The sequence below is a fragment of the Paenibacillus sp. HJGM_3 genome (assembly GCF_045062745.1).
GTDB lineage: Bacteria > Bacillota > Bacilli > Paenibacillales > NBRC-103111 > Paenibacillus_AA.
This window is the reverse complement of sequence record NZ_JBJGED010000004.1, coordinates 237,991-252,772: the sequence shown is the minus strand read 5'-3', so window position 1 is coordinate 252,772 and position 14,782 is coordinate 237,991. Positions and strand designations below refer to the sequence as shown.

General features: G+C 59.9%; 11 protein-coding genes. All 11 read right to left on the bottom strand.

Annotated features, from left to right (window positions below):
* Positions 1-112: 112 nt before the first annotated feature.
* Positions 113-1,717, bottom strand: coding sequence for a DUF6528 family protein (locus tag ACI5FR_RS06705; RefSeq protein WP_405452018.1), 1,605 nt, complete (start codon positions 1,715-1,717; stop codon positions 113-115).
* Between the two features lie 214 nt (positions 1,718-1,931).
* On the bottom strand, positions 1,932-3,677 hold the full coding sequence (locus tag ACI5FR_RS06700) for a DUF6528 family protein (protein ID WP_405452015.1): 1,746 nt from the start codon (positions 3,675-3,677) through the stop codon (positions 1,932-1,934).
* 42 nt (positions 3,678-3,719) lie between these two features.
* Positions 3,720-4,757 (bottom strand): DUF6528 family protein, encoded by a 1,038-nt coding sequence (locus ACI5FR_RS06695; protein WP_405452012.1) that lies wholly within the window; start codon positions 4,755-4,757, stop codon positions 3,720-3,722.
* A gap of 85 nt (positions 4,758-4,842) precedes the next feature.
* Entirely contained in the window at positions 4,843-6,492 is a 1,650-nt protein-coding gene (locus ACI5FR_RS06690) for a type 2 periplasmic-binding domain-containing protein (RefSeq protein ID WP_405452010.1), read from the bottom strand.
* Positions 6,493-6,557: 65 nt separating this feature from the next.
* On the bottom strand, positions 6,558-7,442 hold the full coding sequence (locus tag ACI5FR_RS06685; RefSeq protein WP_405452007.1) for a carbohydrate ABC transporter permease: 885 nt from the start codon (positions 7,440-7,442) through the stop codon (positions 6,558-6,560).
* Positions 7,442-8,371 (bottom strand): ABC transporter permease, encoded by a 930-nt coding sequence (locus ACI5FR_RS06680; RefSeq protein WP_405452004.1) that lies wholly within the window; start codon positions 8,369-8,371, stop codon positions 7,442-7,444. The genes ACI5FR_RS06685 and ACI5FR_RS06680 overlap by 1 nt, the downstream gene beginning before the upstream one ends.
* Before the next feature lie 191 nt (positions 8,372-8,562).
* A complete protein-coding gene (locus ACI5FR_RS06675) occupies positions 8,563-10,023 on the bottom strand; it encodes a response regulator transcription factor (protein ID WP_405452001.1) in 1,461 nt (486 codons plus the stop codon).
* On the bottom strand, positions 10,016-11,821 hold the full coding sequence (locus ACI5FR_RS06670) for a sensor histidine kinase (RefSeq protein WP_405451998.1): 1,806 nt from the start codon (positions 11,819-11,821) through the stop codon (positions 10,016-10,018). Before ACI5FR_RS06670 ends, ACI5FR_RS06675 begins: the two co-directional genes overlap by 8 nt.
* A 103-nt stretch (positions 11,822-11,924) precedes the next feature.
* Complete coding sequence (locus ACI5FR_RS06665) at positions 11,925-12,899, bottom strand: DUF6528 family protein (protein ID WP_405451996.1); 975 nt, start codon at positions 12,897-12,899, stop codon at positions 11,925-11,927.
* Between the two features lie 18 nt (positions 12,900-12,917).
* Positions 12,918-13,928 carry a DUF6528 family protein gene (locus tag ACI5FR_RS06660; protein WP_405451993.1) on the bottom strand — a complete coding sequence of 337 codons (1,011 nt, stop codon included), beginning with the start codon at positions 13,926-13,928 and terminating at the stop codon, positions 12,918-12,920.
* Positions 13,929-14,060: 132 nt separating this feature from the next.
* Entirely contained in the window at positions 14,061-14,753 is a 693-nt protein-coding gene (locus ACI5FR_RS06655; protein ID WP_405451991.1) for a class I SAM-dependent methyltransferase, read from the bottom strand.
* Between the last annotated feature and the right edge of the window lie 29 nt (positions 14,754-14,782).

Here is a 14,782-nt window from a genome sequence, read left to right as displayed (position 1 = left end):
GAGCTAAAAAATCGTTTTGTTAAGTAAACAAAAAGGAGCCTGATACGCATGTTCGGCTCCTTTTTTATATAAGGGTTTTTACCCGTGCAGTCGGCTTCGTCGTGATCCCATTTTAGTTCATGGCGCCACCCGCCTCGTTCAGGACATATTCCAGCTTCACCGGATCGGAAGCATTCCCGCTTGTATCCCAGGCAGTCAGAATGATCTCATACTTCCCGAGTTTTAAAGCATCCGTGGTGATCGATGCTGTCCCGGAAACTTCCGCCTGATACGCTACGACTTCCTTGTCGTCCTGGTGCCCATTTCGTTGAACAACCGCCTGGATACCGGCGTAATCCCGGTCGCCCGGAGGTTGGAAAGTGATGATTAACCGGTTTTTCACGGTTTCCGATACTTTTACGTTCGTCGGTTTTCCGGGTGCGATGAGATCTTTTCCTGTTCGGATATCGACTGGGCTGCTTCTTGAAGTGTTGCCTGCCTTATCCGCTGCTTCAATCTCGAACCGGTAAGAGGTGTTGCCGATCAGGTTGGAAACCGCAAAGGAAGGCCGCTCCTGGGCGCCGTCCACGGTACCGATTACTTCCCCATCCCGCACAATGTGGTACTCCTGGACTCCGACGTTATCGGCTGCGGGAAGCCATGCCAAATTCATGGAAGAATCGGTGATAGAATCTGCCTGTACTCCGGCTCCCTCTGGCCAATAAGGAGCTTCTGTATCCGTAAACTGATATTCGGGGTTCAAAATACGCGCTTTGTAGAAAGCCGCTCCCGTTCTTTTGCGGGTCATGTTCGGAAAGAAGAAATCCACCGTATCGGTACACCAGGAGTTCAACGTACAGGTGCCTACCGGATTTTTGGCGATATCCGCGACCGTTTCAATCACTTGACCGGATAATTGGTTTCCGACAGCCTTGATACCAACGCGGCTCGTTTGGCTGGCTTCCGGATAAGTCAGATCCAGGGTGTTGGTGGATTTGACGTATTGATACAATTTCCCGCCAGATGCCACCCAAAGACGGTTGTTGTCTCCATATACAGGTTGCACATCATGGGCGTTAAGGCTCTTGACATCGAGTCTGCGGTATTCCGTCAGCGTCGGCTGATCCGCCGTCCCGCCTATTTTGAGACCGGCGACGCCACTGGAACCCGCCGTCCAGAGAATCTCATTATCAGGATCCCAGAGAGCGGCATGGGCTCCCGGCTGGTTATACTGCGCATACGTTGAAGAGGCCGGTCCTTGGGACGAAGTATAGACCCGCACCCAGCCGCCGGTACTTGCCGCGATGGCGACGTTCCCGTTGGGAAGCAACTCGATGGCATGCGGATTGCCGCCGACGTTCAAGGCCCACTTCTTGCTGTCGCCGGCCGGGTAAGGGACGATTGCCGCCAAACCGCGCGAATCCGTCATCAGCATCCACTGACCGCCCCACGCGATGCCTTTTCGCAGCCTAACTTCCGTCGGAAGCCCCCAAGCGCCGGTCAGATCGCCAAAGCCGTTCGACGCGCTAGGAGACCAGGACCACTTGATCGCACTATCGCTGTTCCAATCACTCACCGCCGGATCGAGCACCAAAACTTTCTGGGACGCTTGATCGCTTACGCCAATGTAATAATCCGAAGCAGCGGCGTGGGCGTGCCGGACAGGCTGGTTGGGCAATACGCCGGTAAGCATAAACGTTGATAAGAGTAAGAGCAAGACAACTTTTCTTACTACCATTCCATTTCCTCCCTTCAGAATATGTACTTTTGAAAAAACAACTACATATTACCTCACTCCGGTTAGCAGTTTAACCCATATCATGGGTCAGTCATATGAACGTTTGTAAGCAATTCTATGTCTTTTTCTAATTTAAAAAGCCGCTGCCAGCAGAGATCCGACGATCTGGGCTGGAGCGGCTTTGACGTAGTGCGATTAAAGAATGACTTTCGCTTTATAATCGACCCTGACCTTCGTACTGCTGCAGCAGCCGCTGCCAGCAGGCCATCAGCGGCGCGATCTGGCGCGCCTCGAACAAGAACGGGCCCGGATACCCGGCGTCGGCCAGCGCATCCATAACCGCCGGCCAGTCGATCACCCCGTCGCCTGGCAGCCAGTGCCGCTCATCCAGTCCGTCGTTATCGGACATGTGCACGGTTATGATCCGCGCGCCCAGCCGGCGGATGAACGCCTCGGGCCGCTCGCGCACGAGATGGTTCACGTCGCAGCAGATGCCGAGCCGCTCGTCCGCCGCGACGAGCGCCGCCATCTCGTCCGCGCTGTGCCCGAGGCACGTGCGCGGCAGGCACTCGACGGCGACGCGAATGCCGGCGCGCTCCGCATCGTCCGCGAGACGCGGCAGGCTCTCGCGGCAGGCGGCGAGCCGGGCGGCGCGCTCCGCGTCCTCGATCGGCTCCCAGCTCGGATGGAGCACGACGGTGCGGATCGCCCAGCGCTCTGCCAGCTGCAGCAAGTGGCGGTGCCGCTGCAGCGCCGCCTCCCGCCCGTCCGGGTCGAGCTGCGAGACGTCCCACTCGGTGCCGTACGGGAGGTGCATCGTCCACACCTCCAGGCCGAGCGCCCGCGCATGCTGGACGACGGACTCGCACAGCCGCTCGCAGGCGGGGTCGAGCATGTCGAACGTGCTCTGCCGCCACGCCAGCTCGATGCAGGCGATGCCCGCCGCGTGCGCCAGCTCCAGCTCGCGGTGCATGTCCTTCTGCGCGTCCAGCGGGAACGAGGTGCCGACCCGCCACGCGGCCGGCTCCACCCGCCCCTCGCGCGCAGCACCCATGTAGGCCCGCCGCAGCAGGCGGGCCTTGTAGAAGCCCGCGCCCTCGCGAGAGCGGGTCGCGCGCGGCTCGTACATGTCGACGGTGTCCGTCGTCCATTCGTACGGCCCGCCGGGCTTCGGCACGGTCACGACGACTTGGCCGGACGGCTGGCTGCCGACCGTCTTGACGCCGACGCGGCTGATAGCCGCGGCCCCGGCATAGAAGGTGTCGAAGGCACCCGTCGACACCTCGAATTGGTACACCTGCGTGCCGGAGCTCACCCACAGCCGATCGGGGTCACCCTCGACCGGCTGGAGGTCGTGGCCGTGCGAGGTCGGCAGCGCGACGGCACGCGCCACCTCCAGCGAGGGCGCAGCGGCCGTGCCGGCCACCCGGAGGGCGACGAGCTCTTCGTCGCCGACCGCCCACAGCAGGGAGCGGTCCGCATCCCACACGAGTTCATGCGCTCCGGACATCGCGTACTCGGCGTAAGCGGCGCACGACTCCCCTTGCGAGGAGGCGTACACTCGCACCCAACCGCCCGTGCTGGCGGCGACCGCCAAGTTGCCGTCCGGCAGCAGCTCCGCGGAGTGGGGGTTGCCCCCGACGTGCAGGCCCCACTTCTTGGCGTCCCCAGCCGGATAAGGGGTAATAGCCGCGAGCCCCCGGGAGTCGGTGACGATCAGCCACTCGCCGCCCCACACCCGATTGCGGCGAACCTTGGCATCCGTAGGGAGACCCCACGACGACAGCAGCTCCCCGAACCCGTTCGCCGCCGTAGGCGCCCACGACCAGACGACTGCCCGCTCCTCGTTCCAATCCTCCACCGCCGGATCCATCACCAGTATGCGATGGGTCGCCTGATCGGTTGCGGCAATGAGATACTCGCCCGCCACAGTCCCGCGCAGACCCACGGTTTCCGTCAAGTTTCCATTCCTCTCCATGCATGCTCCCTCTCCCTCTGTGAACTATTGATAATTCGGATTCAGAATCCGCGCCTTGTACAGCGCTTCTCCGCTCAAAGTCTGTCCTATACGGCTCCAAGCTCCCGCACCCGGCTGACCGCCTTCCGGCCGGAAACGGTCCACCGTTTCGGTGCACCAATTGTTGGCCTTGCACCCGCCGGGCGGCTTCTTGGCCATATCCGGCACCGTCTCGACCACCTCGCCGGAAGGCTGGTTGCCGATGCTCTTCACGCCGACCCGGCTGATCGCCTCGCGGCCGGGGTAAGCGGAATCGAAGCTTTTCGTGGACTTCACGTATTGGTACACCTGGGAGCCCGATGCGACCCAGAGCCGATCCGGATTACCGTAGACGGGCTCCACCGCATGCGCATGCTTGGTCGGCAGCGCGATCCGCTCCGCCTCCTCCAGGGCCGGCGCCGCGTCGGAGCCGGCGACCCGCAGCGAGACCAGGGCGTCGTCGCCCGCCGCCCAGAGCACCTGCCGCTGCGGGTCCCACAGCACCGCATGCGCGCCCGGCATCGCGTACTGAGCGTACTTGTCTGCCGAGCTCCCTTGCGAGGAGGCGTACACCCGCACCCAGCCGCCCGTGCTGGCTGCGATCGCGATGTTGCCGTTCGGCAGCAGCTCCGCCGAATGGGGATTGTCGCCTACCGCCAAGCCCCACTTCTTCGCATCCCCTTGGGGATACGGAATAATGCCGGCCAGGCCGCTCGAGTCGGTGAAGACCATCCACTGGCCTCCCCAGACCTCATTCGTTCGCACCTTCGCATCGGTGGGCAACCCCCACATCCTGTTCAAGCCGTCGAAGCCATTGTCCGCCGTCGGCTGCCACGACCACTTCAGCGCTTTCGGCTCGCTCCAATCTGTGGCGGCCGGATCGAACACCAGAATTCGGTCCGCGCTCTGGCTCGTGACAGCGATCGGGTACTCCTTGGGAGCGTTCGACGGTCCGAACGAGCCGCACCCGGCCACCATCCATGCCAGCCCCGACACTCCCGCCGCCAGCCGCAGCAATTGCTTCCAACCTCTTCCACGCCGCATCCTGACTCTCCTTCCTTCCCCTGAACTTTTCCTAAAAATAAAAACCCTCTCCCGCACCCAACCGCGGAAGAGGGTTCTGCACACCTTACTTATCGAGCCCTTGCTGCTGTACGGCCTCGTTCACTTCCTTGATCGCCGTCTGCAGCCCTTTGTTGTCGTACCCCTTCACGATGCTGTCCCACAGCGCGACCGGGTCGTCCTTGGCGAGCATGACCTTGATCACATCTTCCACCGCGTTGATCGCGCTCAGCTTGGCTTTGGCCGGCGTATACAGCTGCTCGACCTTGAAGTTCGTCGGCACCGGCTTCAGCTTCTCGAGGTTGTACTTGTAAGCGTCGTTCGACAGCTTCCACAGCTTCTCCCCATAATTGATCTTGTTGATCTCATTGTCTTCCATCTCGAGCTGCTGGCCCCAGGCCGCGAGCGAACCGAACAGACCGCCGTAGGAAGGATACAGGGAGCCGAGCGACTTGTACCGGCCGTCATTTCCCTTGGGACGCGTGACGACGTAGGCGCCGTTCTCCTTCTTGTAATCGACGCCCTCGAAGCCATACCGCTTGAACGTCAAGAACTCTTCGGACAGCAAATAATCGTAAATTTGCAAGATCCGGTCCATCTTCTCGTCCGACACCTTCGAGCTGAAATAGCTCTCCGACCAGAACGTCACAGCCGTATACCGGTAGCGGTTGCCGTCGGGGCTGGCCCAAGTGGCCGGGATCACTTGGATCACTTCATCCAGCGGCTTGTCCTTGTTGTACTTGTCCCAGGAGTTCCTCAGGTTGTTGAGCGCGTTCGCCGTCCCTTGCACGGAGAGGGCGCCCACCTTGCCCTGGCCGAATTTGTCGAACCCGTCGTTCGGCTTCATGATGGCAAAATCGGGATCGATCGCGCCCTCGGCGTACATCTGGCGAAGCTGCTTCACGGCTTCCTTCATTTTGGGCGAAGCATAGTAGGGAATGTACTTCCCGTCCTCCTTCACCCAGGAGCTGTTGATCAGATTCGGGAACGTCCCGCCCGCGATCGGCAGCAGCATGCTGGTATTCGTACGGAACGTGAGCCCGACGGTGTCGTTCTTGCCGTTGCCGTCAGGATCCTTCTGGGCGAACGCCTTGAACAGATTGAGGTACTCCTCATACGTCGTCGGTGCCTTCAGCCCCAGCTTCTCCATCCAGTCCTTGCGCACGACGATCGCTCGCTCGATAGCCCACTGGTCCGTGTTTAAGTACGTTTGCCGCGGAATCATGTACGTCTTGCCGTCCACGGTCAAGCTTTTCGTATCGTCGAGATTCAGCACCTTCTTCACGTTCGGGTACCGGCTCAGATCCGAGGGCAGGGGACGGATGATGCCTTGCTTAATCCAGGAATAATACGTTTCGGTGTTGATGATGTCGTCGCTGAACACATCCGGCAATTCGCCCGACGCCGCCCACAGCTGGTATTTCTCTACGTAGTCGGCGTAGCTGATCACTTTGTCCACGATGTTGACGTTGAACTTCTCTTGGATGAACTTCAGGAACTGATCCGAGTTTCGGTCCGGGAACGCCGACCCGATGTTGAAGAACGACATCGAGATGTCGAGCTTCTTCGAATTGTTCGGCACGTTCGCCCCGGACGCCGGCGGCGTAGCCTCCCCTTTCTTCGTTTCCTTGCCGTCTCCGCTGCTGCAGCCTGCCGCGACCGTGACGGATACGGCGAGCGACAGCAGGGCGGCCGCATAACGCTTGGTCTTCCCCATGGTGGTCCTCCCTTTGTCTCACTCATGTAATTTATTTTAAGACTTGTCGGTCCTAAAACCAATGCTCATTCCTTGACGGCCCCCAAGGTGACGCCCGCGGCAAAATACTTCTGCAGCACCGGATACACCAGCATAATGGGGACCATCGTGACGATAATGCTCGCCATCTTCAGCCCGTCCGGATAAATCTGGCTGAGCTGCGATACCATCGCCGCCCCCATGTCGTCCCGGCGCATCTTCGTCACATCCTGCAGCATGTTGCGCAGGAACAGCTGCATCGGGTACTTCTTCGTATCGTTGATGAACAGCATGGCCAAGTACCATTCGTTCCATCGCGCCACCGCGTAGAACAGCGTGATCGCCGCCATCGTCGGCTTCGAGATCGGGATGATGATGCGGAACAGGATGAACATGTCGTTTGCCCCGTCGATCTTGGCCGACTCCTCGAGCTCCGGCGGAATGGAGCGAAAATGGTTGATCATGAGGATCAGGAAAAACGTATTGACGGCAACAGGCAAGATCATGACGCTGTAATGGTTGATCAGGTGCAGGCTGCGCATCATCAGGTAGTACGGAACGAGGCCGCCGCCGAACAGCATCGTGAACACGATTCCCGTCATCATGACGTTCCGGCCCGGCATCGTTTTTTTGGACAAGGCGTACGCCCCGCACGTGGTCACGAGCATGTTCAAGAACGTGCCGACCCCCGTGACGATCAAGGAGTTCATCAGCGCTTTGCCTACATAGCTGCCATTCAGAAGCATGGTGTAGGAGGCGGTGCTGAAGCTCGTCGGGAACAAGTAAAACCGCTGCTTGGCCACCGAGGCCGGGTCGGCGAACGAAATGATCAGCACGTTGTAGAACGGCAGGATCGTGATAACGGCGAGCAAAAGGAGCACCAGGTTAATCGCGATGTCCGACAGGGTAAGCTTGCGTCGAGTAGCGAGCATCAGTAGAGCCCCTCCTGTCCGAGGCGCTTCGCCGTGCGATTCGCTACATATAGCAGCGCGAAGTTAATGACCGACTTGAAGAGCCCCACCGCCGTAGAAGTCCCATAGCTGGATCCGACCGCGAATGTCCGTCTGTAGATGTACGTGTCCAGAATGTCCGCTTTCTCATAGACGGCGGGGTTGTACAGGTTGAAAATCTGATCGAACCCTCCGCCGCCGGAGCTCATCGTGCGCCCGATCTGCAGGATGAGCAGGATGACCACGGTGCTCTTCAGCGCCGGCCATGTGATGTGCAGCATTTGCTGGTAGCGGTTCGCGCCGTCGATGCTGGCGGCTTCGTACAATGCCGGGTTAATTCCGGCGATGGCGGCCAGGTAGATGATCGTGCCCCAGCCCATGTCCTTCCAGAGGCTGCTGGTGTAGATCAAGCCGCGGAAGTAGGTCGGATCGACGAGCAGACTCACTTTGTGCATACCCAAGAGGTCGAGCAGCTGGTTCAGCACCCCGAAGGCGCCTAGGAAGTTGACCATGATGCCGCTCACGATGACCCACGACAGGAAGTGCGGGAATGTGTAGACGACTTGATAAAACTTTTTCATCCCCTTGCGGCGCACTTCATTGATCAGCAGCGCAACGACGATCGGCACCGGGAATTCGAAGATCAGCCGGCCGAACGAGATGATGATCGTGTTGCGGAAGGCGATCCAGAAATCGTGCAGCCGGAAAATTTCCTCGAAATTGGCGAACCCGACCCACTCGCTCCTCCAGATGCCTTTGGCAAAGTTGAATTCCTTGAATGCCAGAATAATACCGTACATGGGACCGTAGTCGAAAATGATGTAGTAGGCGAGCAGCGGGAGCACGAGGATGTATAAATATTTGTGCTCGTTCATCCGCTGCAGCAGTCCCTTGCTCTTGCGCGTGTTCACCGAGTGTCCCCCTTCTGGATAAAGCGCTTACGAAGCGAATGTCCTCAGTATACGCATTTCGCGGGGCGGCCCATATGAACGTTTCTAAGCTTTCGTATGTACTTTTCATCGCATTTGTTTGGCAGAAAAAAAGAAAACCGTCCAGCTCTGGACGGTTCTGAACGTGAGGCGGGGCTGCTGCCAATCCGACATCAGCTCTCGCTCGCTCGATACTCGGTCGGGGTCATGCCCCGGTGCTTCTTGAACAGCTTGGCGAAATAAAAGTAATCGCTGTAGCCGGCCCGCTCGGCAATCTCGCTGACCGGAGCCGACGTGCCCCGCAGCAGTTGGCAAGCATAGTCCATGCGGAGATCCACCATGTACTTGGTGAAATTGACATGGAGCTCCTTCTTAAAGAGCAGGCTCAAGTAATTCGGGTGCATGTAGAACTTCTTGGCGATCTCGTTCACCGAGATCGGCTCCCGATAATGAGCGTTTACATAGTGCACAATTTGCTGGAGCACTTCCGGCCCGCGCGACTCCGGTCCCGTGTCGGCGGCCGGAACGAAGCTGTCCGCCGCGATCGCCAGCAAGCCCTCGAACATGCGCGTCACGCAGCCATACACACGGACCAGCTCATCGTAGTCGAAGCAGTAAGGCTCGGCCGAGTCGGCCCCTCCGGATTGTTCGCCGCCGGGCAAGTATGCGAGAACCCGGTTGTAGAGCCGGTATGCATGGCGGATATCGTAACGGCCGGATGCGAAGTGTGGCTCCAGCCTGGCGAAGGCTTGCCGGAGCTGCGCGACATCCCGGTTCCGGATCCCTTCCTCCAAAGGCCGCCATGTCTCGGCATCCAGTTCATCCGACTGCGGGGCACCAACGGACAGTCCCACGATCACCCCCGAGGTGAAGAATCGGTAGGAGGCGATATTCGCGGCTTCGATCAGCGGCCGCAGACGGCCTGCCCGCGGGTCGACCGGGCTGATGCCGATCCCTCTGACGGATTCCGGCAACGCACCGGAAGCCGCCCTGGCTTTGGCCGTCTCGAGCGCCTCGCCGTGCAGCACATAAGCCGTCTTCCCGCTCCCGATTCGGAGCTTAAGACGGCTGGTTCCGGCGGTCACGAGATCAGCTGCCTCGGCATCCGCCGCATGCACGACGACCACACCGAGGCTCATGCCCGGCTTCCAGCCGAAGAGCCCCTGCTCGAGCAGCTGCTCGAGCTCCGCCTCCTGCGCCGTCTCTCTGCTCTGCTCCTGGATGCAGAGCAGGAGCTCGTGCTCCACTAGGAGCTGCGAACGATGGATGCCCGCCTTCACCTTCTCCAGCAGCTCGACGATCTCCGGCTCCGAGAACGGCTTCAGGCAGTAGCCGACCGCTCCGTATTGCATCGCCTGCCGGGCGTACTCGAATTCATCGTACCCGCTTGCCACGATGCATTGGACCGGCAGTCCCGCTTCGTAGATCCGTCTGATCAGCTGAAGCCCATTCATGCCCGGCATCCGCACGTCCACGAAGACCAGCTCCGGCCGAAGCTCCTGGATCCGCTCCCACGCTTCCAGCCCGTTCGAGGCTTCGCCCGCGATGGCGAACCCGTGCGCCCCCCAATCCACCGTCCCCTTCAAGCTCTCCAGAATCCATTGCTCGTCGTCGACCAACACGATGCTATACATGGTTGTCCCCCTTGGCCGGGATTCGAATCGTCACGCTCGTCCCTCGATCGGGAGCGCTCTCGATGGCGACGAGGCCGTAGTCCAGGCCGTATGTGTATTTGATCCGGTTGTTCACATTCAGCATGCCGATATGCCGGCCGGGCGCCGGCGCGGGGACGTTCGCCGAGAGCGGTGCTCCCGGCTCCGCCAGGCTGCTCCTAATCGCTTCCAGCGTCTCCGGTTCCATGCCCGCTCCGTCATCCTCGACCCACAGGAGCAGATCGCGCTCGTCCTCGACCCGACAGCCTACGGTTAGCGTGCACTTGTGCAGACTCGGCTCGATTCCATGGAATACGGCGTTCTCGACCAGCGGCTGGAGGATCATCTTCAGCATCCGATACGACTTGCACTCCGGCGCCCACTCGTAACGGACCTCGAACCGCTCCGCGAAGCGAATTTGCTGGATGCTGATGTAGGCCTGCACGATGGAGAGTTCCTCCTCCACGCTCACTTCCTCCTCGCCCTTGACGCTGTACCGGAATATGCGGCTCAGCGCGTCCGTCATCCGGCGAATCTCCGGCACCCCTTTGACGTATGCGATGCCCTTGATCGTCTCCAGCGTGTTATAGAGGAAGTGAGGGTTGATCTGGCTCTTCATGTATTGCAATTCCGCCTGCTTCCTGAGCAGCTGCAGCTCGTAGATATGAGTCTTCGAATCGACGAGCTCCCCGGTCAAATCATCGATCTCGTCGAGCAGCGAATTGAACTGGCGCGCCATGATGCTCATCTCTGCGTATCCTTCCAAGGCGACGCGCTTGTGCAAGTGGTGCAGCCCTTTTGCCCGCAGATCATAAACGAACGTCATGAACGACCGGAGCGGCTGCAAAATGTTGCGGCTGATGGCGATATAGAAGGCATACATGACGACGATCAGGAGCAGGAACATGCCGAACAGGAGCCGTTGCACTTCCTCCAGCCCCCGGAAAAGCTCCTTCACCGGATACACGCTTACGATCTCGCCCTCGATCTCGTCCAGCGGCTCGGTGTGCATCACGTACTGTTCCCCGTTCTGGCTGAACGATAGCGACTCCTGGGAGAGCCGGGATTTTTTGCCGACGTTATACGGCAGCCATTTGCCGATTTCGGCGGACTCGCTGCCGGACAAGATCGCTTGGTTTCGGTCCAGGACATAGAAGCTCCCTGCCTTGTTCTTGGACAGCGACTCGGTTCTGGGGACAATCGCGCTCGAGTCGAGCACCATGACGGCATACCCGATTTTGCGCTCCCCGCCTGTGTCCTTGCGGTTGTCGTATACCGGGACGCCTACATAGACGACGTACTCTTTATAATAGGGGGAATATTGAATGCCGCTGTAGTAGGCGCTTGTGCGCTCCGGAATTTCCTCGAAAGGGATGTAGCTGCGGCAGCCTACACAGCCGTATGTGCTCGTGCTGCCTTCCTCGCCGACCAGGACGATGCCGAGGATGCCCATCTTCATCGATTTCAGATTGACAAGCAGCTTCTCCAGCCTGTTGAACAGCTCATATTGCTTCAGCCGATCTTCCTCCACCAAATATTCCTGGATCGTCTCGTTGTAGGCAATATTCGGCAGAATGCGGTTGATGGAATCGGCATTGGAGACCACATTCTGTTTGATGGTCGCGATCATCTCCGTCGTATAGTCGCTATTGCGCTTGTAGGTGATGTTCTGGATTTGACGGTATCCCCATAGCCCTGTGACGGAGAGCAGGATGAGAATGATGATGCCGATCGTGAGCAGCTGCAGCCGGATGGAGTACTTCCGCAATAAAGCGAACATTCGCTTCCCCCTAGGGTGGCTCCCGGAATGGCGTTCCAAGGAGCCCTTCTGATGGTTTCATTGTAGGGGCTCGCGACGCGGTTTGTCCAAGCCAAAAAAGTGCCTATTGGTAATCTGGGTTCCAGAATCGAGCCTTGTAGAACTGAGAACCGGTCTTGGTCCGAGTCGCGCCGGGCAGGAAGAAGTCCGCCGTATCCGTACACCAGGTCGTGGCACAGCCGGCCTTCGGCACGGTTTCGACGACCTGCCCGCCCGGGTCATTGCTTACGCTCTTCACACCCACCCGGCTGATGCTGCTCGCTCCGGCGAACGTGGACGACCACGAGTTGGTCGACTTCACGTATTGATACACCGCCGATCCGGTGCTGACCCACAATCGGTCGGGATCCCCGATGACCGGCTGGAGATCGTGACCGTTTAGCGTCGGCAGGGCGATCTTGAGCTTCTCGGTGAGCGTAGGCGCGCTGGCCGTTCCGCCTATCGTCAGGGCGACCAGGTAGTTCTTGCCCAGCGCCCAGAGCTGATTGCCGGCCGGGTCCCACAACACGCTGTGCGCCGCCTCAAGCGCATACTGGACATTCGTCGTCGACGTCGGCCCCTGCGACGAGGTATACACCCGCACCCACCCGCCCGTGCTGGCCGCGATCGCGATATTGCCGTTCGGCAGCAGCTCGGCGGAATGCAGATTCGGTCCGGTCCCAAGGTTGATGGACCATTTCTTATCGTTCTTGGCCGGGTAGGGGACGATCGCAGCAAGACCGTAAGAGTCCGTCACCACCATCCAGTACCCGCCGAAGAGGCAATTGTACCGCAGCTTCGCATCGGAAGGCCGCCCCCAGCCCGGTGTCGGGCTGGCGAAGCCGTTGGAGGCGCTGGGCGCCCACGACCACTTGACCGCACCCGCCGCATTCCAATCGGCCGCCGTTCGGTCGAACACGAGGATGCTCCCGCTGCCGGACTGGTCGGTCGTCACAATATCGTACGATGTTGTCGCGGTAGCCGCGCCGGATGCGGGCAGGCTAATCGCGATCAGGAGAAGAATAAGGGCAAGGACTGAGGCTATCAAACGTTTGATCATGATCGATGGTCTCCTCCTCTATTGGTACTCGGGATTTAGGATACGCGCCTTATAGAAGGCGGCTCCCGTCTTGGTCCGGGTCGCGTCGGTCAGGAAGAAATCGACCGTGTCCGTACACCATGTGTTCAGCGTGCACCCGCCGCCCGGCACCGTCTGTATCACTTGCCCAGATATCTGATTGCCCACGCTGCGGACGCCGGCGCGGTTGATGCTGCTTGCCCCGGGGTACGAGGCCGACCAGGTCTTCGTCGTCTTCTCATATTGATAAACATTGGTGTTCGTACTGATCCATAGCCGGTCCGTATTGCCATACACAGGCTGCAGCTCATGGCCGCCCGTGTTCGGGAGCGCCACCTTGTACGACTCCGTAAGCACGGGCGCGGCCGGCGATCCCTGCACCAGCAAGGCGACCAAATACGTATCGCCCACCGCCCAGAGCACATTGTATTGCGGGTCCCACAAGACGCCGCGTGTTCCGCTCAACACATAATCATCAAAGGTGGAAGCGGAAGCGCCCTGCGAAGAGGCGTACACTCGCACCCACCCTCCGGCTGAGGTTGAAGCGATGGCGACGTTGCCGTTCGGCAGCAGCTCGCCGGACTGCAGGTTCGCACTTAAGTTCAAGTACCACTTCTTCGTCCCCGCCGGGTACGAGATAATCGCCGCCAAGCCATTGGAATCGGTGACGACCGCCCACTGTCCGCCGCCGAACGCGCAGTTGTTCCGCAGCTTCATCTCGGTCGGCAGCCCCCAACCGGGTGTCGGATTCGAGAACCCGTTCACCGCGCTGGGCGCCCAGCTCCACTTGAGGGCGCTCGCCAGATTCCAGTCGGCGGCGCTCGGGTCGAACACCATCAGCTGCTGTGAGGCTTGATCGCCGGCCCCGATGTCGCAGTCGCCTGCAGCTGCCGAGACGGTTGCGGGCCGGTATGACCCGCTCGCCGCGATCAGGACCGCCAGTGCGGCCAGCACGGCTAGCAGTGCATATTGCCGGCGCGACCAGGAATATACGTTCCAAAGTTGAATCATTAATACCCTCCTTTCGCATTAAAGCGTTTTCATCTAATTCGACTCCCACTATACCCCCCGGTTTTCGGCATGTGTATGGATGATTCAAATAGATGGTATGTCGAATTCTAATGATATAGCTGGAAGGGGCGGCTACCCTTTCTCTGCGTAAAATACGGCGAACTCGTGATACTTATACACACAGTCCGCCTCGGCAAAGCCGGCCTCTCTCAGCCAGCGCAGCTGGTCGGGGACGGAGGCGTTGCGGTCCAGCTTGCGCCGCTCGATCGCCGATGCGATCGCCGCCTCGGGCAAGTCCGTGCGGCGGATCGCGGCCTCCCATTGCCGCTTGTGCATCGCCTCGAAGTAAGGGGTGCTGCCGCTCGCCTGATCGGCATTAATGAAACGGCCGCCCGGCTTGAGCAAGCCGAAGACTCGGTAGAACAAGCGCGCCTTGTCCGCATCCTCGAGGTGATGGATCGAGAGCGACGAGACGATGAGATCGAACGGCTCCGGGAACGGATGCTCGATGTAATCGCCTAAGATGTAGGTGATTCGGGGCGCGGCCGCGGTGCCCTCGAACCGGGCGCGGGCTTGCTCCAGCATGCCGGTGCTAAGATCGATGAGCGCCATATGCGCCTGCGGGTACTTCTGCAGCAGGAATGCGGACAGCAGACCCGTGCCGGCGCCGAGGTCCAGGATTCGCGGGGTCGCGACGGAGTCGGCCACTTGGGCGTGCAGGACCGCCATGCCGTAAAAGTCGTCGAAGCACGGGATTAGCGCTCGCCTTTGCTGGTCATATTGTTGCGCTACGGCGTCGAATTGATGCTTCACGTGTTGGTTCATCGTTATGTCCCTCCTCGGGGCTGGTTTGG

What these genes read in the sequence shown, in the direction of transcription:
- ACI5FR_RS06695 (WP_405452012.1), bottom strand. Translation starts at nt 4,757, where the DNA reads ATGCGGCGTGGAAGAGGTTGGAAGCAATTGCTGCGGCTGGCGGCGGGA.
- ACI5FR_RS06705 (WP_405452018.1), bottom strand. Translation starts at nt 1,717, where the DNA reads ATGGTAGTAAGAAAAGTTGTCTTGCTCTTACTCTTATCAACGTTTATG.
- ACI5FR_RS06655 (WP_405451991.1), bottom strand. Translation starts at nt 14,753, where the DNA reads ATGAACCAACACGTGAAGCATCAATTCGACGCCGTAGCGCAACAATAT.
- ACI5FR_RS06685 (WP_405452007.1), bottom strand. Translation starts at nt 7,442, where the DNA reads ATGCTCGCTACTCGACGCAAGCTTACCCTGTCGGACATCGCGATTAAC.
- ACI5FR_RS06690 (WP_405452010.1), bottom strand. Translation starts at nt 6,492, where the DNA reads ATGGGGAAGACCAAGCGTTATGCGGCCGCCCTGCTGTCGCTCGCCGTA.
- ACI5FR_RS06670 (WP_405451998.1), bottom strand. Translation starts at nt 11,821, where the DNA reads ATGTTCGCTTTATTGCGGAAGTACTCCATCCGGCTGCAGCTGCTCACG.
- ACI5FR_RS06675 (WP_405452001.1), bottom strand. Translation starts at nt 10,023, where the DNA reads ATGTATAGCATCGTGTTGGTCGACGACGAGCAATGGATTCTGGAGAGC.
- ACI5FR_RS06660 (WP_405451993.1), bottom strand. Translation starts at nt 13,928, where the DNA reads ATGATTCAACTTTGGAACGTATATTCCTGGTCGCGCCGGCAATATGCA.
- ACI5FR_RS06665 (WP_405451996.1), bottom strand. Translation starts at nt 12,899, where the DNA reads ATGATCAAACGTTTGATAGCCTCAGTCCTTGCCCTTATTCTTCTCCTG.